This is a genomic window from Pedobacter nyackensis, assembly GCF_032678475.1.
GTDB lineage: Bacteria > Bacteroidota > Bacteroidia > Sphingobacteriales > Sphingobacteriaceae > Pedobacter > Pedobacter nyackensis_A.
Genome location: NZ_JAVTSF010000001.1, coordinates 1,775,607 through 1,800,029, shown reverse-complemented (window position 1 = coordinate 1,800,029; position 24,423 = coordinate 1,775,607). Strand labels below are relative to the sequence as shown.

Below are 24,423 nucleotides of genomic sequence, written 5' to 3'. Positions count from 1 at the left end.
AAATAGGATATACAAAAGTTTTACGGAACTAAAATTCGATAAATCTATGTAATTTTATCAACCCTATTTTTGTGGTTAATTTTAAGATTTTCGTTATATTTATAATGCGAATACAGTTGGAGAAATCCAGCAAATAATTTATTTACAATATCCCAGGCAAACCGGTGAAAGTCCGGTAACTTTTCGGTTTCCGACTGTGTTCGCGGTGACCTGGGCTTTATTTTTCTATTATGCGAACACAGAAAAATCAAACTGCTGCTTCAACCCTCCGGCCAAAGGTCGACCAGGTTAAACAACCCAACAAAACATGTACATGTGGAGCTTGTGATCCACCAAAGCCGAAACTTCCTGCCGGAATGCGACGCCTTAAAATTCAACAGAAAATTGTTGCCCATGTAAGATCATCTACACTTGTTCCGGTTATTACGCTGGCTGGTGAATGGTTGCGTAAATCAGGATTTGAATATCAAAAACATATCGTTGTTATAGAAAAGAAAGGACAATTAATTATTAATCTGGATACAGCATAACCGCTTCAACGCAATTTATAAAGGCGCCAGAAAATCAAACAACCGCCAGACAAACCTAACAATACGACAAGGTAAACCCAGGTATTAGCAGGTTTGGTTTGCTTAGTTGTACTCCGTTGCTTTGCCTCTTGTTTTTCTTCAGTTTTTAAGGCCGTCAATTGAGCCTGATCTATTTGCTCTTTAATCTGTTGAAACTGGTAAAAACCACTATCGTTCCAATAAGTGAAAACCTGTGTTTCCTTATTCACATTTTTTAAAACCAGCTGGCTAGATTCCAGCTGGTTAGTTGTTGATTTTGTTGCTATTGTATTTTCTTTATTTGTTTTTTTGAAAACTGCACAACCTGTAAGGCAGAGCAGTATAATTAAGAATATTTTGTTCATCGTTTTAAGTATTTGATATATGTCATGCTGGCCGCAGGGCGGCACCTCGCAAACGCTATTTAAGTGCTCGGTTTAGAGATCCCGGCCTGCGCCGGGATGACGGGCTCGAAGGGGTGGCAGGTGGAGCCAATCCGCAAAGCGGTAAATACTTCTCACATGTCTGATGCGGCGATAAACACCATTACCTTCTCTGCTGCCGCTTAAATTGGTATTACCTTCAATTGAAAATATCAGTTCACCTTTAACACGCGTTACAATTCCGCAGTGCGCTATTCGTTTTAGCTTAGGGAAGTAAATTCCCATTACCATCCCAGCGACCGGATTCTTGGCAATCCGATCAGCGGGAAAAATTGCAGGACTCCAAGCCGATCGCGGTTGCGGATGCCCAGCTTGCCCAAAAACCCAGGACACAAAACTTGCACACCAAGCCACTTTCTTGAATCCAACATACGCATTGTATTCATCCACTCGCGGACCAGCATTTTCGTCACTTTCCTGAACACCAACCTCCTTTTCTGCAATAGCGAGTATTTTCTTTCTAACGGGGTCGGCCTTGCCGATCCATTCATAATTATGCTGCTGATACGCACCGCCATCACTTATAAAATTGCGGTCAGCACCCCAACGGCTGCCAGTAATAATGAAACAAAAGAAGCCCAGTAAAAACCTAACTGCTGCCATAACGATAATTCTCTAAACTGTAAAACCATATTGCCTAACAAAGGCAAACCTAAACTCAACCAAAACTGTTGTAAAACCCACCAGCACAATCCAACAACTACCATAAAACAGATCAGGCTTAGCAAAATCAACAACCAGATATTCGGGTCGATAAATCCAATCGTGGGGTCTGTCCCGATCAACAGGTGTTGCGCCACCGGCCACAGCAATAACAAAATTGCTGTGATCAGATAGCCCATATAATTCGCCTCGTTTTTAAAATGAGGCCCCTCAACAGCAGCTTCCTTTCTAAAAGGATCTGCTTTTAAAATTTTCAAAGTCTTCATAATTTATTTTTTAATATTCATTTGATTTGTCCGCCTGCATTTCAGACGAAAAATTTAAGAAGGCTGTTCAGCTCCTGTGCTCCGGAACGCGTCAAACTGGTGTTTACCATTTGCAACTACACAGGCCAGAACAACCTTCTAATCAACATTTCAGCGGGTTAGGCCACCGGTAATAACCCGATGTACACGCTGTCAGAGGTCAGCTTTTTCTTCTTTACAGAACTGAAGCTGAAAAAACAGTGAACGGAGTCGCCAACGAAGTCCAGTGGAAGTGGCAAAGAAAAAGTGAGTGCCGAACGCGGGGCTGCCGCCATCAATTGCACAAACTGTTTCTTTGTTGGGTTAAAAGCCAATAGATTGATCATATCGGTAGCATCTTTGTATTTGCTATCCGCCCCATCCAGGCTCCAGTTAAAATCTACAGAGGCCGGGGCCGCTGTATCCACGGTAGAAATTGAGGGTACCCTCAATTTGCCGTTGCTAAACTTAATTTTGGTGTAGTCCATCAAAAAGTTTGGCGCAACTCCCGTAACAGCATTCTTCAGGTGGTAAGCAACCGCTTCGTTCATTGCCGAGGTAGAGCCATTCTTACTTTTAAAACCCTCCTCAATAAATTCAGTCATGCTACTTAAGAAACTAGTTACCAAACCAAACTTGGTCCGCTGTTCTACCTGTTTCTGCGTAGGTGGCTTGTTGCTTACACGTGGCAAACTTTTAATTACATCCCTGTTACGCCAGGATGAACCTACAACTGCGCCTACTTTGTTTTTGAATCCTCCCAGGATTCCTTTTCTAATAATTCCCATACTTTAAAAAATTAATGGTTAATAAATTTGTTAATTCTATCATCTGCAGTTCCACAAAGAAGTCGTCACCTCAGCGGCTATTTGCAAATGATGATGCAAAGGGAATAAATAAAAATAACCTGTGGCAGTGTAAGGGGGTGTTACACCCCCCTGGTAAAACAGTGCAAAAACTGCGTCCTGAAGCTGGAACCGCAATAAAATTTTAATCAAAAAAGTTTAAACTCTTCGTCCAGAATCTTAAGCATCCGCAGCAAAACCACTCTTACAGCCTTCGCGGTAGTTTGCACTACCTGGTCATATTTGCGGCTTAAACTGGTAGTCGATATGCTATCCATGGCCACAGTCTTAAAGCTTTTAGAAATAAACTGCAGCAATTGTGTTTTAGGCGTACCATTAACCAGTCCCACCCTGATCATCAGCTTAAAGAAGTAAGCAAGGGCATCTACAGAAAACGACACCTGTATTTTATAAGGATCAGGAGGCATTGGCCATATTCCGCCAATACGCTGGTAAGGATCTGCTGAAGCCGCCGGACGTATCTTTTCCCTGTACTTAATTTCGGCACGGATATAATTCAACAAGGTTGTTTTAATGCTGTCCTGAAAAGGAGTGAAACCAGTATTCCTTTGCGGATTGATGGATTTAATTTGCTTCTGATAAGCATACAACAGCTCATCCTGTTCCTGCAGGTCGAAAATGCCAGCAAGCTCGGTGTTGATATTCTTTTTGTAATATTTAACATGTGCAGCCGTATTCAGGTTCAGGTAAATCAAAAGCTCCTTTAGCTTTTCATCCCCTTCTTCGCGCTCCATATCCTCACACAGTTCTGTCACCGAAACCTGCAATGATTTTATATAAGCCAGGCGATAATAGCTACATTTTTGAGCTGTGGTAAAATCAAGCAGGCTATCGTGTATCAGTTTCTGCAGGGTTTTATCATTGCTTTTACTTTTCAACCGGTTCAGCATAAAGCTCATTTTCTCTTCCACCGCTGTTACGGCTAACTTAAAATGGGTATCGGGAACAGCCAGGTCCAGGTTAAAATGGGCCGGATAATGTGCCTCAATATGCTCAAGTACAGCTTCGAGGATACCGAGCACCGCCTTATGCAGGGGCAACATCTTTGCAGGTACCTTCTGATAACTTTGCAGGATGTTCATCAAACAGATACTTTCATGTTGGATCTGTCGGATGTGCCGGTTAACCAGCTGCTCAGAAAGCGGACTAAAAACAAGGGTCGACATGAGCTGAAACAACCCATCGGCAATACCGGGAAGTTCTTTCAGCCACTTATTGATTTTTGGCAGTGTCAGGGCTTTCGTAGCAGGCTGCAAATCGTTTACGACCAGGTTACGAAGCGTTGTGGTCATTTCTGTCTTCATGGCGTTATCCTCCCCATGTATACACTATTGGCTACTTTTTTCCCGTTCGAAGAAACCAGGCCCAGGTAAACTTCCAGCTCTTTACCGATTAGCTGTGGATCAAAAGTGAAGTCCGCTATTTTCGATGCTCTTTTAACACCGCCAATAAAACCGTCGGAAAAATGAAGCTCCGGACTATAAACCACCAACATGAGCAAATCATCGTAAGAAGCTACCGGATTTGTATTGTCCTCCCAATCAATTGTCAGTGTATCGGGTGCCGTTAATTCCAGGTTTGGGCTAATTAACCCTGGAAGTGCTCCTTTACTGATCATGAATTTACTATAATCAACACTCAAATCTGGGTATACACCGATTACAGCATGATGAAAATTTTGCGAATAAGCAGCACTCAAGGCTGTTTTTTGAATAGCCAGGTGTTGAAACCCCACTTCAATGTAAGTGTGAAAAGGCATGAGCAGCGTATTGACAAAATTCATCTTTTGCTCATTTGCAATTTGCGCAGGCGATCTGGGTGGTGGGTTTTCTTTTTTTTCTGTTTCCTCACGGATGTAAGCAATACCCTTCCAGCTTGATCCTATCACATTACCTAATTTTCCGGATAACGGGCCGAAAATCCCTTTCTTTAGCTTTGCCATAATTTTGATTTTTAAAGGTTAATATTGATTAATTATTTATTGATTACTGAGTTCATGCTTATCACTGTATAACTGCAAGGAGCTTTGAAGGACTTGTTTAGGAGTTTGCAAGGACTTTGGGTCCTAACAGAGTCCTACCAGACTCCTAGGAGAGTCCTACCTAAGTCCTACCAGACCTTAACCGTATCCGAGCAGTAACCAGGGGCTGCCCGGAGTTACATTGGGTTTTTAGTTTGTTCCTGATTGCTTGTTTTTGTTTCATAGCCGAATATATAAGCTATAAAAACCGACTGGGGCGCAAATTGACGCTTTATTCGTTTTTAGACGTTTATGCCTGCAATTGTACACTGTATGCGCGTTTTAATGCTTTTGTGCGCTTTCAGGCGTTTTTTGCGTTTACTCCCGATATGGTTATACAAGTTGTCTGAATTAATTCTGAATTGACTATACATTCGGTTGAAAATCATTATTTTAGCCAATAAACCAAATGTAAACCTACTGCCAGTTGGGTTCCATAAAGGTCAGTTGGCCTTATGCTAGCATCACTTTATCTGTTGCGGTACTAAGAAAACCACGACATGGAACGAATATGCATTTATGCTTCAGACGTTTGTAAGATTACCGGACGCGGGATCAGATATTCACAAAAGCTGTTAAAGCTCCTCAGGGTTATTTTGAAAAAGAAAAAACATCAATACATTACCAAAAAGGAGCTGGCAAATTATCTGGACATTGACCCGGATTCGTTTAAACTGAAATAAATTCCGCTGTTATTTTTAGCAGGTACGGGGTGTTATTTCACAATATCCTGTATCTGCTTTTTAATTTAAAAAATAATTCTACATTTGATAGAAACCTAAAAATTAACTCATTAACGCTCATGAAATCTCAACTGATTCTCCAGTTGGTAAATGCCTTTACCGAAATTCTCCACACACACCGGCTCCCCAATTTTTGCAACTGGCATATCCCATATGCGCTTATTCATTTATTTACCTTGTCTAAAGGTCAAATTTTACAACAGTCTTTTAGCAATTACCTGGCCCATACAGATTTGTTCAACTTTCTGCTTAAGGAAGATTTGACTTTTAACTTTATTAAAAAAGAAGCAACGATAGTGATGCTGATTTTGTTGCGGGGGCGTTCCGTTTTATACGATGAACGACAACAGCAGATTGCCGAAATGGAGGGTAGTTGTTTTTACCTTGCCTATTTTGGAAAAGGCAGTTACACCGTAAAATTAAATGCGGGCGATCATAAGTTTTTATTTTTAACCCTGCGTGCTGAATGGTTTATTCAAAGTGCAGAACATCTGAGGGAGTTTAAAACGCTTACGATACATTACTTAAATAAAAAGCCTGGATATTTTGCGCTGGCCTCTTGTCCGTTAAACAAGAGCATCCTAAAACCCTTGAAACGAACATTTTCAACTCGATATGCAAACCGTAACGAATATCATCTTGCTATAAATGCATTTGTAAGCTGGCTGCTTGAACGGTACCAGCAAATGCTGGTATATCGCAATTATACCACTAAGACAGCACGCAGTAAAAAAGCGGTGATGATCTCCAATTTTATAACTGAAAACTTTACAGATCAGATTGTTGATGATGTACACCGGTTAACCAAACATTTCGGCGTATCTGAAAAGGGGCTTCGCCGTTTATCCGCTGTTGCTTTTGGTCAGCCGATGCGCAAACAGATCATTGCGCTACGAATGGGTTTAGCGATGCAGGAATTGAAAACTACGAGCAAGTCTATTCAGGAAATAGCCTTTGATGTTGGTTACAACGATGCCCGTTATTTTAGCCGGGCTTTTAAAAAGCACTATAAATGTAGTCCGGGCGACATCCGCTGTTCGCTTAAATAGTTTTTTTCCCAACAAACAGGTGGATTTTTTGGTCAAAATCGGGTTTAACGATTCCTTATTTTGGCCAAAAAGTCGACATTTCCCTTGCCATATGTACTGAGATTTGGGTAAAACCAGATCAAAATACAGGATGACTTCGATTTTTTTAATAAAGATATGCACTTCTTCCGGACGATGCTAGTCGGAAAGGGCGGTACACCACTAAAGGAAGGAGGTGTATTTATTGAAATAATTTACCATTTAAAGTAATTTTTATATATCTTTAATTTAAGATTGACTTTATGTACCTATAGTATAAAAATATCTATATAGATTTTCTTAATTAAATAACTGAAACGCTCTCAAATGTGAAAATTTTCGTCTCATTAATATTCTTTCTTTTATCGGGTTTTGTCTGTTCCGGACTGATCCGCAGTCAGTTAAATTATCAATTCAATCATTTGTCTGCTAAAGTGTTAGAAGGGGGAGGTGTATTCTTTCTTTTAATCTTGTGCGGCATTGATTTTCATAAAATTAAGCTTCTAAATTGCCCCTCATGAAACGACTCTTTCTTCTTGGTTTTTTCTTAATTATTTTTAATGTTTCTTATGGACAAGTAAAAGCGACTTCCGCCGAAATCAATACTGGTACAGATGATGATAAGTTTGCAACGGCATTGGCGTTGCAGGGTTCGAAATATTTAGACCAGAATGGCGGCAAGGTATCTGCGGTAACTGCTGCTGGTGCCAACGCTTATATTGCCAGTATCATTCCTGCAATAACGGCTTATAGTATGGGCCAGGTGTTTTATATTAAAATAACTACAGCTAATACGGGTGCTTCTACTTTAAATTTGAATGGGTTAGGTGCAAAGGCATTAGTGAAGGATGCCAGTACAGCTTTGGTTGCCGGTGATCTGTTGGCGAATAAGGTGTATACTGTTTATTATGATGGGGTTAATTTTCAGGTGATGAATGCAGGTGTGGCAAGGGCAGCTCAAACATTATCATTGGGTGCTGCATCTGGAAATATTGCGCTTAGTGAAGGTAATAATGTGACTTTATCATCTTTAGGTTACAGTAATAACACCGATGCCAACAATTTAGGAGTGGTTGGATTTAGACCATGGACTAATACTACAGGTAGTTTGAATTTTCCTTCAGCCCTCGGTGCTGGATGGACATTAAGTAGGAATGGCTCTTCATCTGCTGTAGGTCAGGTAGATTTTTGGAAAGCAAATTCAAGCGATGGTAATACAGTTAAATTTAGATCAGGTATAACAGCGACAACATTCTCTCCCTGGGAAACTATTGCTTCGCAAGAATGGGCTGGTTTGAACTTTACTCAAAGAGGTAGAGGTACTTTATCCAGTGTAAATTCAGTTAGGGTATTAGATACAAGATCTGTTAATGAACTACCGAGTGAATTCAGTTCTAGTATATCATTTGACTTTAAAGGTACATCTACATTAGGACTTTCTGGAGCCGGATCCTGGGCTGCTACTACTACGTTCGTACCCTATGTTGATGTTAGTGGTAATGGTTCTGTCGCATATAGGATGGCTCATAGTCAAGGTAATATGTATTTTCAGAGTGCTACTTCACAATCGGCATGGGGCGCTTGGAAAACTGTAGCTGATCGGGACTGGGCAACAAGTCAGTTTGCTCCTATATCAGGTGGTGCCTATCTTCCTTTAACAGGTGGAACTTTAACGGGTAATTTGAACGGAACATCTGCTAATTTTAGCGGAAATACTTCAGTAGCAAGATTAGCAGTAGGCACGCTTTCAAATTCCGTTGGTTTTTATAATAATTCACCTATAGTTGGCGGTACTACCTCATATGCAAACTATTCATCCGGCCAAATTCAGTCAAGTGTAACTGCAACGGCTTATGTCTACAGGACACTACCAACCACACAGGCTGCCTCCTTCACATTAACCGGGTTGGCTCACTATAGTGCCAGTCAAGGGGCTTTTGGCGCAGGATCAACAGTAAACAGTCAATATGGTTTCCTAGCTGAGAATTCGCTAACTGGAGCCATTAATAACTATGGTTTTTACGGCACTTTAGCTGCAGGTACGGGTAGATGGAATTTGTATATGGGTGGTACAGCTCAAAACTACATGAATGGCAACTTAGGATTAGGTGTCATTGTACCCACACAAAAATTAGATGTAGCAGGTAATGTTAAAATAACCAGTACCGCAGGTGGTAAGCTAATGTTACAGCAATCAGTCGCCAGTCAATCAAACTATATTGATTTTCTTGACGAATCAGGAACATCTATAGGATTTGTTGGCAAGAGTGTACCTGCTAGTAATAACATATTCCTAGCTTCAGTAACTGGTAATGTTGGATTAGCGCCAAATAATGCTACAGTGTTGTCAGCTTCACCTACAGCTGTAACAGCTTTTGTTCCTTTTGTAGGCTCTTTGACCGGAAATGCTTCAACTGCTTCTGCTGTGGCCTGGACGGGTGTTAGTGGTAAGCCCACAACGCTTACAGGTTATGGCATTACTGATGCCGCTACTCAGGCTTCAGTTACTACGCTGGATGCCAATGCCGTTCATAAAACCGGAAATGAAACGATAGCTGGAATAAAACTCTTTAGCACCAGTGTCGGCATTGGAACAACTAATGTGCATACTTACAAATTAGCTGTAGGTGGGGGCATGATTGCAGAAAGTGTAAAGGTTAAACCGCAAGGGGAATGGCCTGATTATGTGTTCGAAAAAGATTATCCCATCCTTCCCTTAAATGAACTGGAAAAATTTGTTTCGAAAAACAAACATTTACCTAATGTGCCAAATGCAGCTGAGGTAAAAAAAGACGGAATCGACGTTGGTGAAATGAATGCGAAACTACTTCAGAAAATTGAAGAGTTGACGCTTTATATCATAGACCAGCAAAAGAATATTTTAAACCAGCAAAAGGAGATAAAGGATTTGAAATCAAATGAATTAAGATTATCAAAGACAGTTGAAGGACTAAGTGCTGAAATGAATTTATTAAAGAACAAATAGAAGTTACAATTATAAAAATAACTGATTACAGTCTAGGTTAACCTCATGAAACAGCTCTTTCTTACCATTTTCGCCCTGCTTATTTTAAATATTAGTTATGCACAGGTTAAAGCAACTTCTTCCGAAATCAGTACGGGTACAGATGATGATAAATTTGCAACAGCTTTGGCATTGCAAGGATCAAAATATTTAGACCAGAATGGCGGCAAGGTATCTGCGGTAACTGCTGCGGGAGCCAACACTTATATCGCCAGTATAGCTCCTGCAATAACGGCTTATAGTTTAGGACAGGTGTTTTACATTAAAATAACAACTGCTAATACGGGTGCCTCTACTTTAAATTTGAATGGGTTAGGGGCAAAGGCATTAGTGAAGGATGCCAGTACAGCTTTGGTTGCTGGTGATCTGTTGGCTAATAAGGTGTATACTGTTTATTACGACGGGGTTAATTTTCAGGTGATGAATGCAGGTGCGGCTCAAAGTGCAGAACCTTATAGCCTATATAATTATACAAATGGAGCATTTATCCAGACAGATATGTCCGGATCGAATGTAATGTTCACGCTCCATATAAAGGGTAATGGTTACTATACCACTAATAGTACAGCATTTAACATTGATGCGCAAGGGTATAATTATGATGCTGGTAATGTTATATTAAATGCTAAGGCAACTTCTACAGGAATTACGAAAACTGTAAGCATGTTCTTATATAACGGCTTCATTTGTTTTTGGATCCCCCAAGGTAGTGCTTCAGAAACAATTATAGCTACTGCATATGCTTCGACAGGCTCACCTGTAGTGACCAACAGAGTCACATCTATAACTAATGCGGCCATACCTTCAACAGGAGTTACAAGGTTAGTAACGGTTACACCGGTAGTAAGTTACACTGACTTAGATCCGATAGCTAAATATGTGTTGGGTACCAATACTGCTATTGCTAACACCGATAATATTGCACAAGCATTTGGTAAGGCCCAGGCACAGATTAATGCTACAAAAAGTGGTTATTTACCTTTAACTGGAGGTGTTTTGCAATCTGCGGTTGGAAATAAACTGGTATTAAAGAAATCAGCTTCTGGCCAAACTAACTTTCTGGAGTTTCAGGATGAGTCAGGTGTTCGGGAAGGGTATATAGGAGTGGGAGCCTCTTTAGGTAGTAATATTAATGTGACAGCTTACGTAGGGAATAGTTTAATGCTGGGAAGTAATAACACTACTAAATTAACTCTGGCGCAAAGTGACATACAAGCTATAGTTCCATTTAACGGAACATCTGCTACTTTTTCGGGATCAGCTTCAGCTCCGATCTTTACTTCTAATACGAGCACTCCACAAACCAGAGGTCTTTATACACAAACAGCAGGTGTTAACAGATGGGGATTACTCACTACGGGAATTGCTGAAACTGGAAGTAACCTAGGTTCAAATTTTGTTATTACCAGACATTCGGATGATGGAACAATGCTAGGATCAGCTTTATCAATCGCCAGGCAAACTGGTAATGCAATATTTGGTGGAACAGTCACAGCTGCAACCTTTATAGGTGCTTTAACAGGCAATGCTTCCTCTGCTTCTGCTGTGGCCTGGCCTGGTGTTACTGGTAAGCCCACAACGCTTACAGGTTATGGCATTACTGATGCCGCGACTCAGGCTTCAGTTACTACGGTGGATGCCAATGCCGTTCATAAAACCGGAAATGAAACAATAGCTGGAATAAAACTCTTTAGCACTAGTGTCGGCATTGGAACAACTAATGTGCATACTTATAAATTAGCTGTAGGTGGTGGTATTATTGCAGAAAGTGTAAAGGTTAAACCGCAAGGGGAATGGCCTGATTATGTGTTCGAAAAAGATTATCCCATCCTTCCCTTAAATGAACTGGAAAAATTTGTTTCGAAAAACAAACATTTACCTAATGTGCCAAATGCAGCTGAGGTAAAAAAAGACGGAATCGACGTTGGTGAAATGAATGCGAAACTACTTCAGAAAATTGAGGAGTTAACACTTTATATCATAGACCAGCAAAAGGAGATAAAGAGTTTAAAAACAAACGAACTAAGATTATCAAAGGCGGTTGAAGGACTAAGTGCTGAAATGAACTTATTAAAGAATAAATAGAAATTATAATTATAAAAATAACTGATCACAGTCTAGGTTAACCTCATGAAACAGCTCTTTCTTACCATTTTCGCCCTGCTTATTGTAAATATTAGTTATGCACAGGTCAAAGCAACTTCTTCCGAAATCAGTACAGGTACAGATGATGATAAATTTGCAACTGCTTTGGCATTGCAGGGATCAAAATATTTAGATCAGAATGGGGGCAAAGTATCTGCGGTAACTGCTGCGGGTGCCAACACTTATATTGCCAGTATCACTCCTGCAATAACTGCTTATAGTATGGGGCAGGTGTTTTACATTAAAATAACAACCGCCAATACGGGTGCTTCTACTTTAAATTTGAATGGGTTAGGGGCAAAGGCTTTAGTTAAAGATGCCAGTACAGCTTTGGTTGCTGGTGACCTATTGGCTAATAAAGTATATGCGGTTTATTATGATGGAGTTAATTTTCAGGTAATGAATCTAAGTGCTACAGTCAGCACAGACTATATTATAAACCAATCTAACTCTAATGTGGTTCAACCGACTGCAAACTTTAACATTAGCGGCAAAGGTACAATTGGAGAAAGATTACATTTAGGTGCTTCCAGTTCTGCAGCTGTTAGGGTGTACCAAACTTTACCTATTTCAGGAGGGACTATTGCTTATGGATTTTTTAACTCGGGGGTAATTGGAAATAATGTTACTACTGCTGCCTATGCGTTCAATTCTTCATTAACGCTGGAAACTCCGGGGCAGAATTTACCTGCTTTGGCACATTATGCAGCTAATCAGGTAGCATTGCCTACAGATGCTGTTGTGCAGACGCAGTATGGTTTCTTAGCGGCTGCATCGTTAGTCGGTGCTGGTGTAAATAAAGGGTTTGAAAGTAGAATACCAGTAGTAGCAGGAAAGGAAAACTGGAATTTTTATGCAAACGGAACCGCACCCAATTATTTAGCGGGAAACTTAGCTTTGGGCGCTACAGCACAACTTGGAGGACTTACAGTTTGGCAAAAATCAATTGCAGAAAAAGGAATAGTGGTTAGAGGTGCTGCTAGTGGTACTGCGAATTTATTAGAGGTTCAAAATAGCGCTGGAACTGTTGTGGCAAGTACATCACCAACTGCTGTTATCAACAATGTTAGGGTAGTTAATAACACCTTATCTCAAAGGATATGGGATCCTGCTACAACAGTGACGGGATCCAGAAGTTTTTATGATATAACATATTACAATAATGGTACAGAAGCTCCTGTTGGCGAATTGAGAGTAGACCTGCCAATCGGCACAAGTACGATGTGGGTAGCTAGAATTACTATGATGGAATATGATAAAACAATACTTGCAAATGTTAAAACTACAGACTTAATAATCACAGGGTATGCAGTTTCTAATGTTAATTTTTCTGTGTTATGTAATGCGCCTGATAGAATTGCACAAGTAAGAATAGGTCGAAATGCAGCAAATACAAAAACTGTACTGATGATTACTACCAATGATGGTACTTTAAAGTACCTCAAGGCCAATCTCAAAGAATTTACCGTTTACCATACATCGCATACAGCTGCCGCTTTTGAAGATCCCAGTCAATACAACATGAGTTTGGCAACTGATGATACTGACTATGTACATACTCGCACTATATTGAATTCAGGTTTTGTTAGAGATAGTTATGCGTTAAATTATAATAATCTTACCAATAAACCTGTTTTGGGTAATACTGTTTTAAAAGCGGGTGATGCTATGACCGGAAAATTGACTATTTCCAGTACCGAAAACGCTAAGTTAATATTACAACAATCAGCGGTTAACCAACAAAATATCATAGATTTTAGAAATGAATCGGGTACTTCAATGGGCTATATAGGTAAACCTAGCGCTGCTAGTAATAATATGAGTGTTGCTTCCAGGACGGGAGACGTTACATTTGTCGCCGCTGATGTAACACGCTTAACCATATCACCCACACTTTTGACTTCTACAATTCCATACAGCGGCACATCCGGTACTTTTTCAGGATTAGTTCAAGCGTCAAGTGTTGGCATTGGAACTCCTAATGTACATAACTATAAGCTGGCGGTAGCTGGAGGCATCATTGCCGAAAGTGTTAAAGTGAAACCACAAGGTAGTTGGCCTGATTACGTTTTTGAAAAAAACTACCCGATTCTTCCATTAAATGAACTGGAAAAATTCGTTTTGAAAAACAAACATTTACCGAATGTGCCAAATGCAGCTGAAGTGAAAAAAGATGGTATTGACGTTGGTGAAATGAATGCTAAACTACTACAGAAAATAGAGGAGTTGACGCTGTATATCATAGAACAACAAAAAAGTATTGTAGATCAGCAGTTAAATATTAAAGATCAACAGATAAGTATTATCGCTCAGCAAAAGGAGATAAAAGATTTGAAAGGCAAAGTGAATGAAATGACGAAACTATCAGAAGAGGTTGAAAAGCTAAGTGCTGAAATGAACTTATTAAAGAATAAATAGAAGTTACAAGTATAAAAATAACTGATCACAGTCTAGTTAACCTCATGAAACAACTCTTTCTTACCATTTTCATCCTGCTTATTTTAAATGATGTTTATGCACAGGTCAAAGCAACTTCCGCTGAAATCAATACAGGTACAGATGATGATAAATTTGCCACTGCATTGGCATTGCAGGGATCGAAATATTTAGACCAGAATGGCGGCAAGGTATCTGCGGTAACATCTGCTGGTGCCAACACGTACATTGCCAGTATCATTCCTGGAATAACGGCTTATAGTATGGGGCAGGTGTTTTACATTAAAATAACAACTGCTAATACGGGGGCTTCTACCTTAAATTTAAATGGTTTAGGGGCAAAGGTTTTGGTTAAAGATGCTAGTACAGCTTTGGTTGCTGGTGACCTATTGGCCAATAAAGTATATACCGTTTATTTTGATGGTACTAATTTTCAGGTGATGAATATAGCTGGTATAAACAGTACAAGCTATATAGTAAATCAATCTAACTCTAATTTGGTTCAACCTGGTTCTAATTTTAATATTTCGGGTAAGGGGACTGTAGGAGAACGGCTATTTTTTGGCGCTTCGACTTCATTGTCTGCCAGATTGTATCAAACTTTACCTATAACTGGAGGGGCAATCGCATATGGTTTATTCAATAAATCTCCTGTATCTCCTGATGTGACTGATGTAGCTCATGGATTTAGGTCTGAGATGACATTGTCAACAACTAGTCAAACGTTGACCAATATGATACATTATACAGCAGCTCAATTAGTATTACCAGCTGGTTCTGCAGTTACTACCCAAACTGGATTTTATGCACATCCAAGTTTAATCGGTGCTACTAATAACTATGGATTTTATGGTTTAATTCCTGCTGGTACAGGTCGTTATAATTTATATATGGCTGGAAATGCTGTGAATTACTTAAATGGATCTCTAGGTATAGGGACCGTAAATAATTTGGATATATACAAACTTAATGTAGTAGGAGAAACTGAATTCACAGGTACAGGTTCCGGTAGTCCTACTCACTCAATTAGATCGGGTAGTAATACTCAAAGAGGGCTGACTGTAAGAGGATTTAGTCCTACACAAACAGCTAATTTGCAAGAATGGCAAAACAGTAGTGGTACTGTTATAAGTTCTATAGATAATGCTGGAAGGTTGAATTTGCTAAATGCTCCAATTACGTCAACCGGAACTTACGATTTATTAACACGTAATACAACTACTGGAGCCGTTGAAAAAGTAGCATCATCGATGTTCGCTCCTGCTACAGGTGGTGCCTATTTACCTTTAACTGGAGGTACTTTGCAGTCATCTATGGGTAATAAGCTAAAATTAAAAAAGGAATTAGATAATCAACCCAACTATGTACAATTTACAAATAGTACTGATGTCCAAACTGGTTACGTTGGACATGGTGGAACTACAAATGATATTGCTTTAGTTTCAAACGCAGGGAATATAAGTTTGTACGCTAATGGAGCAACCAGACTTAGTGTTACCGGTTCATCTGTTGATGTCCTGGTTCCTATGACTGCTACAGCTGCAAGCTTTAGCAGTACAGTCAGAGCTACTACTAGTTACCTGTTAAATGGAGCCCCTGCTACCATAAGATCTTTAGCCTATCAAACTAACAATGTAAACAGGTGGTATGTATACACAGATCAAGGGGCCGAAACCGGAAGTAATGTTGGTTCAAATTTTAATATAGCCAGATATTCAGATGCCGGAGTATATTTAAGTAATGCTTTAATTATTAATAGAGCATCAGGTAATGCAACATTTTCTAATACGGTAACAGCACCGGCTTTTGTTGGGCCCTTAACTGGTAATGCTGCTACTGCTTCTGCTGTGGCCTGGTCTGGTGTAACAAGTAAACCGACAAACCTTGCAGGTTATGGGATTACTGATGCTGCAACGCAGGCATCAGTTTCAACTTTGGATGCCAATGTTGTGCATAAAACAGGGAATGAAACAATAACAGGAACAAAGCTTTTTAGCACTAGTGTCGGCATTGGAACTACTAATGTGCATAGCTACAAGCTAGCTGTTGGTGGTGGAATTATCGCAGAAAGTGTAAAAGTGAAACCGGAAGGGCAATGGCCTGATTATGTTTTTGAAAAAGATTATCCCATCCTCCCATTAAATGAACTGGAAATGTTTGTTTCGAAAAATAAACATCTGCCCAATGTGCCCAATGCGGCAGAGGTAAAAAAAGACGGAATCGATGTTGGTGAAATGAATGCGAAACTACTTCAGAAAATTGAGGAGTTGACGCTGTATATAATAGAACAACAAAAAAATATTATAGACCAGCAAAAAAGCATTGTTTACCAGCAAAAAGGCCTGATAGATCAGCAAAAGGAGATAAAGGATCTGAAAACAAATGAATTAAGATTGTCAAAGGAGGTTGAGAAATTAGGTGCTGAAATGAATTTATTAAAGAAAAAGTAGAAGTAACAAATATAAAAACAACCAATCACAGACCAGATTAACCTTATGAAACAGCTCTTCCTCATTGTTTTTGCCCTACTTATTATAAATACTGCTTATGGGCAGGTCAAGGCAACTTCCTCCGAAATAAATACAGGTACAGATGATGATAAATTTGCAACGGCTTTGGCATTGCAGGGATCTAAATATTTAGACCAGAATGGAGGCAAGATATCTGCTGTAACAGCTGCGGGCGCTAATACATACACGGCTAGTATAAACCCTGCGATAACTGCTTACAGTATGGGACAGGTGTTTTATATTAAAATAACAACTGCCAATACGGGTGCTTCGACCCTAAATTTAAATGGATTAGGTGCTAAGACGTTGGTTAAAGATGCCAGTGCAGCTTTAGTTTCAGGTGATTTATTGGCAAATAAAGTATATGCTGTTTATTATGATGGGACTAATTTTCAAGTCTTGAATGCTTCAATAACAGGTGGTAACTATGTTTTGAAGTCTGGTGATACCATGACAGGTAATTTAAATGGTGTTAATGGAATATTTAGTGCAGGATTAGTGGGTAATAGACTAGGTGTTGGGGTTGGTACAGACCCAAGCATTGGTGTTAATCATACAGCTACGATACAAGGTGGTACTAATGCGTTAGGTTATAGAATGTCAACGAATATAGGCAGTGATGTGACCACAGGAGGATACGGATTTAGAACAAACTTAGGTACTGTTCCATCATCTACAACATTACCTACCTTAATTCATTTCTCTGCATATCAACTTCCAATTGGTGCCGGATCTTCAGTAACAACTCAAACCGGGTTTGAAGTAAGTTCTAATTTAATTGGCGCTGGTACCAATAGAGGATTCAGTAGTTTTATTCCTTCCGGAACAAATAATCACAATATATATATGGGAGGAACTGCTCAGAACTATATGGCAGGTAATCTCGGTTTGGGTGTGCAAGTTCCTACAGAAAAACTGGATGTTGTAGGTAGTGTTAAAATTACTAATTCAGTGGCAAATAAACTTAAACTACAGCAATCTGCTGTATCGCAATCAAATTTCATAGATTTTATAAATGAGACAGGAATTTCAATAGGGTATGTAGGTAAGCTAATTAATGCCAGCAATACTATGTCTATTGGATCTGCAACAGGAGATGTGGCGCTATCAGCTGCAGGTACAACACGTTTAACAGTATCACCCACAGTTTTAGCTTCTACAATTCCATACTACGGCACAGCCGGTACGTTTAGTGGAAATGTTCAAGGTTCGATTTTTATATCTGCAGGTACATCAGGTCAAGATAAAGGGTTTGTTTCAAGAGTAGGCGCGACTAATAGGTGGTACTTGAGGACTAATTCAATTGCCGAAACGGGAAGTAACACAGGAAGTAACTTTGATATCGTTAGATATGATGATGCCGGTGCTGCTATAGCTACTACTTTGTCAATTAACAGGGCGACAGGAAATGTTACTTCTTCAGGAACTGTAACTGCACCTACCTTTATTGGTGCATTGACTGGTAATGCTTCAACAGCATCATCTGTACCATGGTCCGGAGTTACAGGCGTACCTACTTTCAACCTTACAAGTGTCACATCTGGAGCGGGCAATAACTCTACATCTAATCTGATTAGAGTTACAGCCGCCGGGAATTTACCAACTTCAGGGGTGGGGTTGTCTACTTATTACACAGGAGGCGTAGGAACCATACAAGCTTATGATTATGTAGCGTCAACGCATAGGCCTATACATATAAGAGGTAGTGAGGTTTTATTGAGTGAAGGGTTTGTTGCAATAAATAAAACATCCTCTCCAGTCGCTGCTTTAGATGTTAACGGATCCATAATAGCCACTGGGACGGTAACTGCTCCCACATTTGTAGGTGCTTTAACTGGTAATGCTGCTACTGCCTCTGCTGTGGCCTGGCCGGGTGTAACAGGTAAACCGACAAACCTTGCAGGTTATGGTATTACTGATGCCGCGACTCAGGCTTCAGTTACTACCCTTGATGCCAATGCCGTTCATAAAACCGGAAATGAAACAATAGCTGGAATAAAACTCTTTAGTACCAGTGTCGGCATTGGAACAACTAATGTGCATACTTACAAATTAGCTGTAGGTGGTGGAATTATCGCAGAAAGTGTAAAGGTTAAACCACAAGGGCAATGGCCTGATTATGTTTTTGAAAAAGATTATCCCATCCTTCCCTTAAATGAACTGGAAAAATTTGTTTCGAAAAACAAACATTTACCTAATGTGCCAAATGCAGCCGAGGTGAAAAAGGATGGAATTGATGTCGGTGAAATGAATGCTAAACTACTCCAGAAAATTGAGGAGCTAACGCTTTACATTATAGATCAGCAAAAAAATATTATTGATCAACAAAAAGGTATGATAAATCAACAAAAGGAGATAAAAGATTTAAAAACAAATGAACAAAGATTGTCAATGGAGATTGAAAAGTTAAGTGCAGAAATGAATTTGTTAAAGAACAAATAGACAGAAACAGAAAATAACCCCATCACATTATATTACGCTCATGAAACGGCTCTTTTTTACGGTTTTAGTTTTACTATTTTTAAATACTACTTATGCTCAGGTTAAGGCAACTTCGGGAGAGATTAATACCGGTACAGATGATGATAAATTTGCAACAGCTCTTGCGTTACAAGGATCAAAATATCTAGACCAGAACGGTGCAAAGATATCTGCCGTAACTGCCGCAGGCGCTAATACATATGTTGCCAGTATAACGCCGGCAATAACGGCATATATTTCGGGGCAAGTGTTTTATCTCAAAATAACAACCGCGAATACAGGGGCGTCTACGTTAAATTTAAATGGATTAGGTGCAAAGACATTGGTTAAAGACGCCAGCAGCCCTTTGGATGCTGGTGATTTATTGGCGAATAAAGTATATGCTGTTTATTATGATGGAACTAATTTTCAGGTCATGAATATAGGTGGTGTAGCCTATGTACTAAAGTCAGGTGATATAATGTCGGGAGATTTAGGTATTACTAAGTCGCTTCCTAAATTAAGCCTAAACGGCAGTGATATAATCGGAAGTATAGGAAGAATTAGTTATTCTATTGGAGGTGCAGAAAGAGCATTTATAAATGCTAATAGACATTTTGCAGTTGGACAGTTGACTAATTTGGAGTTCGGTACTATGGGTAATACTCATATGACTTTATCTAATATTGGATACCTTGGTTTAGGGGTTGCAAGTCCACTTGTTAAATTAGATGTGTTAGGAACTGCGAGGTTAACAAATGCAGGTAGTGCTCTTCAGCTGTATAGTACAACTGGAACAGGAAATACTTATATGTCTTATCATAATAACGTAGGTACAAGATTGGGATATGTAGGTTTAGGCTCTAGCATTAATAACAATATGTATATTGCAAGTGATTTGGGCTCTGTAAATTATATAGGGTCTTCTCATGTATTTAATAGCCCTATCATAGGGCGGCAATCTGGAACGGGTGATTTTCCTGTATTGGGTGATTTACCTACAGGTGCACTAACTTTAGCTAACACATCTACAGGACTATACGGAATCCAAATGGGAGTTAGAAATTCAGATGGTATAACCTGGCTTCAAAGTGGGTATTTCAACGGGGCCACAGTTACTCCGTCATTTATTTTAAATCCTAAAGGCGGATGGGTTGGTGTTGGGAGCGTTAACGGTGTGGCTCCCCTTGTGCCATTCCATGTTAAGGGGCAAATTAGATCTGAGAGGACTAATACAGGTCAATTCATCCAGATGGATAGTGAAAACGGCTCAGGCAACTTTTTAGCTAAGAATACGACTAGTGCTGTATATTCAGCTATTAGATTTATACAAGGAAATAGTACAACTGATAGAGATGCTTTAGTTATTGGAAATGATGGAACGGTCACGGCTTCAACCTTTATAGGTAATTTAACTGGTAACGCGTCCACGGCAACTTTAGCTACAAACTCCATACAATGGAACGGGGTAGTGGGTAGAATTAGCGAAGCTTTACAAGGTTCTGGTATGGCATCAATTTTAGGAAGACATTCAAATGGAGACGTTTATCAGTTTAATAGTTTAGGGTTAAGCACTTTCATGGGATTGGGCAATTACGTTTTGAAGTCTGGCGAGACTATGACTGGACCTTTAGCCATATCTTCAGCGATAGGAGCAAAATTTACCATGAAAAAAACTGCCAGTAATCAAAATAACTACATAAATTTTTTAGATGAGGGATCTAGCCGAACTGGTTACATCGGTCATGGTAGTACTACTAGTACTAGTATGTATATAGTATCAGATTTACCTGGAACAACTGTAAACTTGGGAGTAGCTGGAACTAATCAGTTTAGTGTAGCTACAACAGGAATTACGACGACTGTACCTGTAGTTACTTCAGCAGGTTCAGCAGCAGCACCTTCACATTCATTTAGTGGTGATACTGGTACTGGTATGTGGAATAACCCAGGTATATTAGGTTTTACTGTAAGCGGAACTCATAGAGTTGGCATATCATCAACATTACTAAGTTCTACTTTACCAATTAATAGCAAAGGTCCTACTAAAATCGAAAGAACAAATACAACTCAGTATGTTCAGTTAGATCATGAAAATGGGGAAGGTAATCTGTTAGCCAAAAATACGACTTCTGCCGTGTTTAGTTCATTCAGAATAAAGCAAGGCAATAATGTTACTAATAGAGACGCTTTAGTTATTGGAAATGATGGAACGGTCACGGCTTCAACCTTTATAGGTAATTTAACTGGTACTGCTTCTTCAGTGCCCTGGGCAGGTGTTGCCAGTAAACCTACAACGCTTGTAGGTTATGGCATTACTGATGCTGCCCTGGATGCGAATGTTGTTCATAAAACGGGGAATGAAACAATTGCAGGAGTGAAACTTTTTAGTACAAGTGTTGGCATTGGTACTACTAATGTGCATACTTATAAACTAGCAGTGGGAGGTGGAATTATAGCTGAGAGTGTAAAAGTTAAACCACAGGTGAGCTGGCCTGACTATGTTTTTGAAAAAGACTATCCAATCCTCCCATTAAATGAATTGGAAAAATTCGTTTTGAAAAACAAACATTTACCTAATGTGCCAAATGCAGCCGAGGTAAAAAAAGATGGTATTGACGTCGGGGAAATGAATGCTAAACTCTTGCAGAAAATTGAGGAGTTAACACTCTATATCATAGATCAGCAAAAAGGTATGATGGATCAGCAAAAGGAGATAAGGGATTTGAGGGGCAAAGTAAATGAAATGACGAAATTATCGGAGTTAGTTGAAAAATTAAGTGCCGAAGTAAATTCAATAAAGAACAAATAGAAATTAGATTAACCTCATGAAACAATTCTTTTTTACCGTTTTTGCGCTACTTACTTTAAATTCTACTTATGGGCAGGTTAAGGCGACTTCGTCTGAAATTAATACCGGTACAGATGATGATAAATTTGCAACTGCTTTGGCATTACAAGGCTCAAAATATTTAGACCAAAATGGGGCTAAAGTTTCTGCTGTAACAGCTGCAGGGGCTAATACGTATACAGCTAGTATAAACCCTGCGATAACTGCTTACAGTATGGGACAGGTGTTTTATATCAAAATAACAACCGCCAATACGGGCGCTTCGACCCTAAATTTAAATGGATTAGGTGCTAAGACGTTGGTTAAAGACGCTAGTGCAGTTTTGGTCTCAGGTGATTTATTGGCGAATAAAGTGTATGCTGTTTATTATGATGGAACTAATTTTCAAGTCATGAATGCTCCAACAGCAGGTGGTAATTATGTCTTGAAGTCTGGTGATACCATGACAGGTCAATTAAATGGAACTGTTGGAGCATTCAGTGGATCGTTATATGGTCTTAGGTTAGGTGTAGGTACGGCTGGTGCGGCAAATAACGTAGGAATTAACCATACTGCAAACTTAGAAGGTGCATCAAGTGCTGTGGGTTATCAAATGACAACAAATATAGGCAGCGACGTAACTAGTGGTGGATATGGATTTCGAACATCCTTAAGCACTGTTCCATCATCTACAGTTTTAAGTAATTTGACTCATTTTAGTGCGGCTCAACGTGCGTTTGGCGCAGGATCATCAGTGTCGCTTCAAACAGGGTTTGAAGTGAGTTCTACTTTAGTAGGTGGGGCTACAAATAGAGGCTTTAGTAGTGGCATCCCTGCTGGAACTAATAACTATAACCTTTACATGAGTGGTACTGCCAGAAATTATTTAGTAGGAAATTTAGGTATTGGGACTGATGCAGTTTCTAGTGCTAAACTGGAAGTTCTTGGGATAACGAGGTTAACAAATGCAGGGAACTCTCTTCAGTTATACAGCACAACAGGAACAGGAAATACTTATATGTCTTATCATAATAATGTAGGTACGAGATTGGGATATGTAGGTTTAGGTTCTGGCACGAATAACAATATGTATATAGTAAGTGATTTAGGCAGTAATGCATATGTGGCTTCCGCGCATCTATTTAAATCTAGTGCAGCAACAGTATATGATAATAACGCTATAGGTATTGGCAAAATGGCCAATCATGCAGCTGTTCAGATTGATGGTTTTGGAGTAGGAACAAGAGGATTTACATTTGGTACAGAAGCTTTACCTAGCGGTTATCAATTAGAATTATTCAAAGGAGGGGTAAGTGCAAAAGGTATTACTAAAATAGAAAGAACATCCTCACTTCAATATATGCAAATAGATGCGGAAGGAGGAACTGGAAATATATTAGGTAAAAACCCATTAACAGCTGATTACCTTCAACTAAAGTTACAGCAAGGTAATAGCACAACAAATAGAGATGTACTGACTGTTGGAAATGATGGCATGGTGACAGTTCCTTTTGGAGTAGTTGCAGATGTAACTGGTAATGCGACAACTGCAACAAGTGCCAAGGTGCTTTCAGCCATACCTCAATACACCTGGACCCATGATATGTTACCTAATAATTACTCATTAGGAATCCAATCATCATTTGTTCAGCCAGGAGCACCCGGTGGATGGCAAAATTATGGTTCTGTAATGACTATGAGAACTTATGGTGCCGGAGGAGGTACTTTACAGTTGTATACTCCTTATGGAACAATTAATGGTGGAGACAATTTACAAGTAAGATTTGGTAACTATTCCGTTAATTCGGGTAACTCATGGACTGGTTGGAAAACTTTAATGAACCAGGGGGATAATGCTGCAAGTGCTACAAAGCTGGCCACACCTCGTACAATTAATGGAGTTTCATTTGATGGATCTGCAAATATTACTATTGATGCTGCGACTCAGGCATCGGTTGCTACGCTGGACGCGAATGCGGTTCACAAAACAGGAAATGAAACAATAGCTGGTGTCAAACTTTTTAGTACAAGTGTTGGTATCGGAACCACTAATGTACACAGTTATAAGTTAGCTGTAGGTGGTGGTATCATGGCAGAAAGTGTAAAAGTTAAACCACAGGCACAATGGCCTGATTATGTTTTCGAAAAAGATTATCCCATTCTTCCTTTAAATGAACTGGAAAAGTTCGTTTTGAAAAATAAACACTTACCAAATATTCCAAATGCCGCCGAGGTGAAAAAAGAGGGTATTGACGTGGGAGAGATGAATGCTAAACTTCTACAGAAAATTGAAGAATTAACGTTGTACCTTATTGAGTTAAAGAAAGAAAATGAAACGTTAAAAAGCAGAGTGGATAAAATAGAAAAAAACACAAAATAGGTT

The 24,423-nt window shown here is 39.5% G+C and carries 16 protein-coding genes; 10 read left to right on the top strand and 6 right to left on the bottom strand.

Annotated features, from left to right (window positions below; translation table 11 throughout):
- Window positions 1–230: 230 nt before the first annotated feature.
- On the top strand, window positions 231–530 hold the full coding sequence (locus R2Q84_RS07200) for a hypothetical protein (protein ID WP_316815858.1): 300 nt from the start codon (window positions 231–233) through the stop codon (window positions 528–530).
- Window positions 531–535: 5 nt separating this feature from the next.
- Here R2Q84_RS07200 and R2Q84_RS07195 read toward each other — a convergent pair whose 3' ends face one another.
- From R2Q84_RS07195 to R2Q84_RS07170, 6 genes are all read right to left on the bottom strand, one after another.
- The gene (locus tag R2Q84_RS07195) at window positions 536–913 is read right to left on the bottom strand and encodes a hypothetical protein (RefSeq protein WP_316815857.1); all 378 of its coding nucleotides are present in this window, start codon (window positions 911–913) and stop codon (window positions 536–538) included.
- A 72-nt stretch (window positions 914–985) separates the two neighbouring features.
- Window positions 986–1,594 (bottom strand): peptidoglycan-binding protein, encoded by a 609-nt coding sequence (locus R2Q84_RS07190; RefSeq protein ID WP_316815856.1) that lies wholly within the window; start codon window positions 1,592–1,594, stop codon window positions 986–988.
- Entirely contained in the window at window positions 1,513–1,920 is a 408-nt protein-coding gene (locus R2Q84_RS07185) for a hypothetical protein (protein WP_316815855.1), read from the bottom strand. Before R2Q84_RS07185 ends, R2Q84_RS07190 begins: the two co-directional genes overlap by 82 nt.
- A gap of 158 nt (window positions 1,921–2,078) precedes the next feature.
- On the bottom strand, window positions 2,079–2,726 hold the full coding sequence (locus R2Q84_RS07180) for a DUF6266 family protein (RefSeq protein ID WP_316815854.1): 648 nt from the start codon (window positions 2,724–2,726) through the stop codon (window positions 2,079–2,081).
- Between the two features lie 206 nt (window positions 2,727–2,932).
- Window positions 2,933–4,108: a hypothetical protein gene (locus tag R2Q84_RS07175; protein ID WP_316815853.1), complete on the bottom strand. Its 1,176-nt coding sequence runs from the start codon at window positions 4,106–4,108 to the stop codon at window positions 2,933–2,935.
- Window positions 4,105–4,746: a DUF6266 family protein gene (locus R2Q84_RS07170; RefSeq protein ID WP_316815852.1), complete on the bottom strand. Its 642-nt coding sequence runs from the start codon at window positions 4,744–4,746 to the stop codon at window positions 4,105–4,107. The genes R2Q84_RS07175 and R2Q84_RS07170 overlap by 4 nt, the downstream gene beginning before the upstream one ends.
- A gap of 578 nt (window positions 4,747–5,324) precedes the next feature.
- Here R2Q84_RS07170 and R2Q84_RS07165 point away from each other — a divergent pair.
- From R2Q84_RS07165 to R2Q84_RS07125, 9 genes are all read left to right on the top strand, one after another.
- Window positions 5,325–5,507: a hypothetical protein gene (locus R2Q84_RS07165; RefSeq protein ID WP_316815851.1), complete on the top strand. Its 183-nt coding sequence runs from the start codon at window positions 5,325–5,327 to the stop codon at window positions 5,505–5,507.
- A gap of 119 nt (window positions 5,508–5,626) precedes the next feature.
- Window positions 5,627–6,616: a helix-turn-helix transcriptional regulator gene (locus R2Q84_RS07160; RefSeq protein ID WP_316815850.1), complete on the top strand. Its 990-nt coding sequence runs from the start codon at window positions 5,627–5,629 to the stop codon at window positions 6,614–6,616.
- Window positions 6,617–7,151: 535 nt separating this feature from the next.
- On the top strand, window positions 7,152–9,620 hold the full coding sequence (locus tag R2Q84_RS07155; RefSeq protein ID WP_316815849.1) for a hypothetical protein: 2,469 nt from the start codon (window positions 7,152–7,154) through the stop codon (window positions 9,618–9,620).
- Between the two features lie 45 nt (window positions 9,621–9,665).
- Window positions 9,666–11,744, top strand: a complete 2,079-nt coding sequence (locus R2Q84_RS07150) for a hypothetical protein (RefSeq protein ID WP_316815848.1) — start codon at window positions 9,666–9,668, stop codon at window positions 11,742–11,744.
- Window positions 11,745–11,789: 45 nt separating this feature from the next.
- Window positions 11,790–14,222, top strand: a complete 2,433-nt coding sequence (locus R2Q84_RS07145; protein WP_316815847.1) for a hypothetical protein — start codon at window positions 11,790–11,792, stop codon at window positions 14,220–14,222.
- Window positions 14,223–14,266: 44 nt separating this feature from the next.
- Entirely contained in the window at window positions 14,267–16,690 is a 2,424-nt protein-coding gene (locus R2Q84_RS07140; RefSeq protein ID WP_316815846.1) for a hypothetical protein, read from the top strand.
- 45 nt (window positions 16,691–16,735) lie between these two features.
- Window positions 16,736–19,192 (top strand): hypothetical protein, encoded by a 2,457-nt coding sequence (locus tag R2Q84_RS07135; protein WP_316815845.1) that lies wholly within the window; start codon window positions 16,736–16,738, stop codon window positions 19,190–19,192.
- 40 nt (window positions 19,193–19,232) lie between these two features.
- Window positions 19,233–22,022 carry a hypothetical protein gene (locus R2Q84_RS07130; protein ID WP_316815844.1) on the top strand — a complete coding sequence of 930 codons (2,790 nt, stop codon included), beginning with the start codon at window positions 19,233–19,235 and terminating at the stop codon, window positions 22,020–22,022.
- Between the two features lie 16 nt (window positions 22,023–22,038).
- Complete coding sequence (locus R2Q84_RS07125) at window positions 22,039–24,420, top strand: hypothetical protein (protein WP_316815843.1); 2,382 nt, start codon at window positions 22,039–22,041, stop codon at window positions 24,418–24,420.
- The last annotated feature ends 3 nt before the right edge of the window (window positions 24,421–24,423 follow it).

Excerpts from the sequence above, each read along its gene's own strand:
- R2Q84_RS07170 (WP_316815852.1), bottom strand. The coding sequence starts at position 4,746 with ATGGCAAAGCTAAAGAAAGGGATTTTCGGCCCGTTATCCGGAAAATTA.
- R2Q84_RS07175 (WP_316815853.1), bottom strand. The coding sequence starts at position 4,108 with ATGAAGACAGAAATGACCACAACGCTTCGTAACCTGGTCGTAAACGAT.
- R2Q84_RS07155 (WP_316815849.1), top strand. The coding sequence starts at position 7,152 with ATGAAACGACTCTTTCTTCTTGGTTTTTTCTTAATTATTTTTAATGTT.
- R2Q84_RS07135 (WP_316815845.1), top strand. The coding sequence starts at position 16,736 with ATGAAACAGCTCTTCCTCATTGTTTTTGCCCTACTTATTATAAATACT.
- R2Q84_RS07145 (WP_316815847.1), top strand. The coding sequence starts at position 11,790 with ATGAAACAGCTCTTTCTTACCATTTTCGCCCTGCTTATTGTAAATATT.
- R2Q84_RS07195 (WP_316815857.1), bottom strand. The coding sequence starts at position 913 with ATGAACAAAATATTCTTAATTATACTGCTCTGCCTTACAGGTTGTGCA.
- R2Q84_RS07180 (WP_316815854.1), bottom strand. The coding sequence starts at position 2,726 with ATGGGAATTATTAGAAAAGGAATCCTGGGAGGATTCAAAAACAAAGTA.
- R2Q84_RS07130 (WP_316815844.1), top strand. The coding sequence starts at position 19,233 with ATGAAACGGCTCTTTTTTACGGTTTTAGTTTTACTATTTTTAAATACT.
- R2Q84_RS07190 (WP_316815856.1), bottom strand. The coding sequence starts at position 1,594 with ATGGCAGCAGTTAGGTTTTTACTGGGCTTCTTTTGTTTCATTATTACT.
- R2Q84_RS07185 (WP_316815855.1), bottom strand. The coding sequence starts at position 1,920 with ATGAAGACTTTGAAAATTTTAAAAGCAGATCCTTTTAGAAAGGAAGCT.
- R2Q84_RS07150 (WP_316815848.1), top strand. The coding sequence starts at position 9,666 with ATGAAACAGCTCTTTCTTACCATTTTCGCCCTGCTTATTTTAAATATT.
- R2Q84_RS07200 (WP_316815858.1), top strand. The coding sequence starts at position 231 with ATGCGAACACAGAAAAATCAAACTGCTGCTTCAACCCTCCGGCCAAAG.
- R2Q84_RS07125 (WP_316815843.1), top strand. The coding sequence starts at position 22,039 with ATGAAACAATTCTTTTTTACCGTTTTTGCGCTACTTACTTTAAATTCT.
- R2Q84_RS07165 (WP_316815851.1), top strand. The coding sequence starts at position 5,325 with ATGGAACGAATATGCATTTATGCTTCAGACGTTTGTAAGATTACCGGA.
- R2Q84_RS07140 (WP_316815846.1), top strand. The coding sequence starts at position 14,267 with ATGAAACAACTCTTTCTTACCATTTTCATCCTGCTTATTTTAAATGAT.
- R2Q84_RS07160 (WP_316815850.1), top strand. The coding sequence starts at position 5,627 with ATGAAATCTCAACTGATTCTCCAGTTGGTAAATGCCTTTACCGAAATT.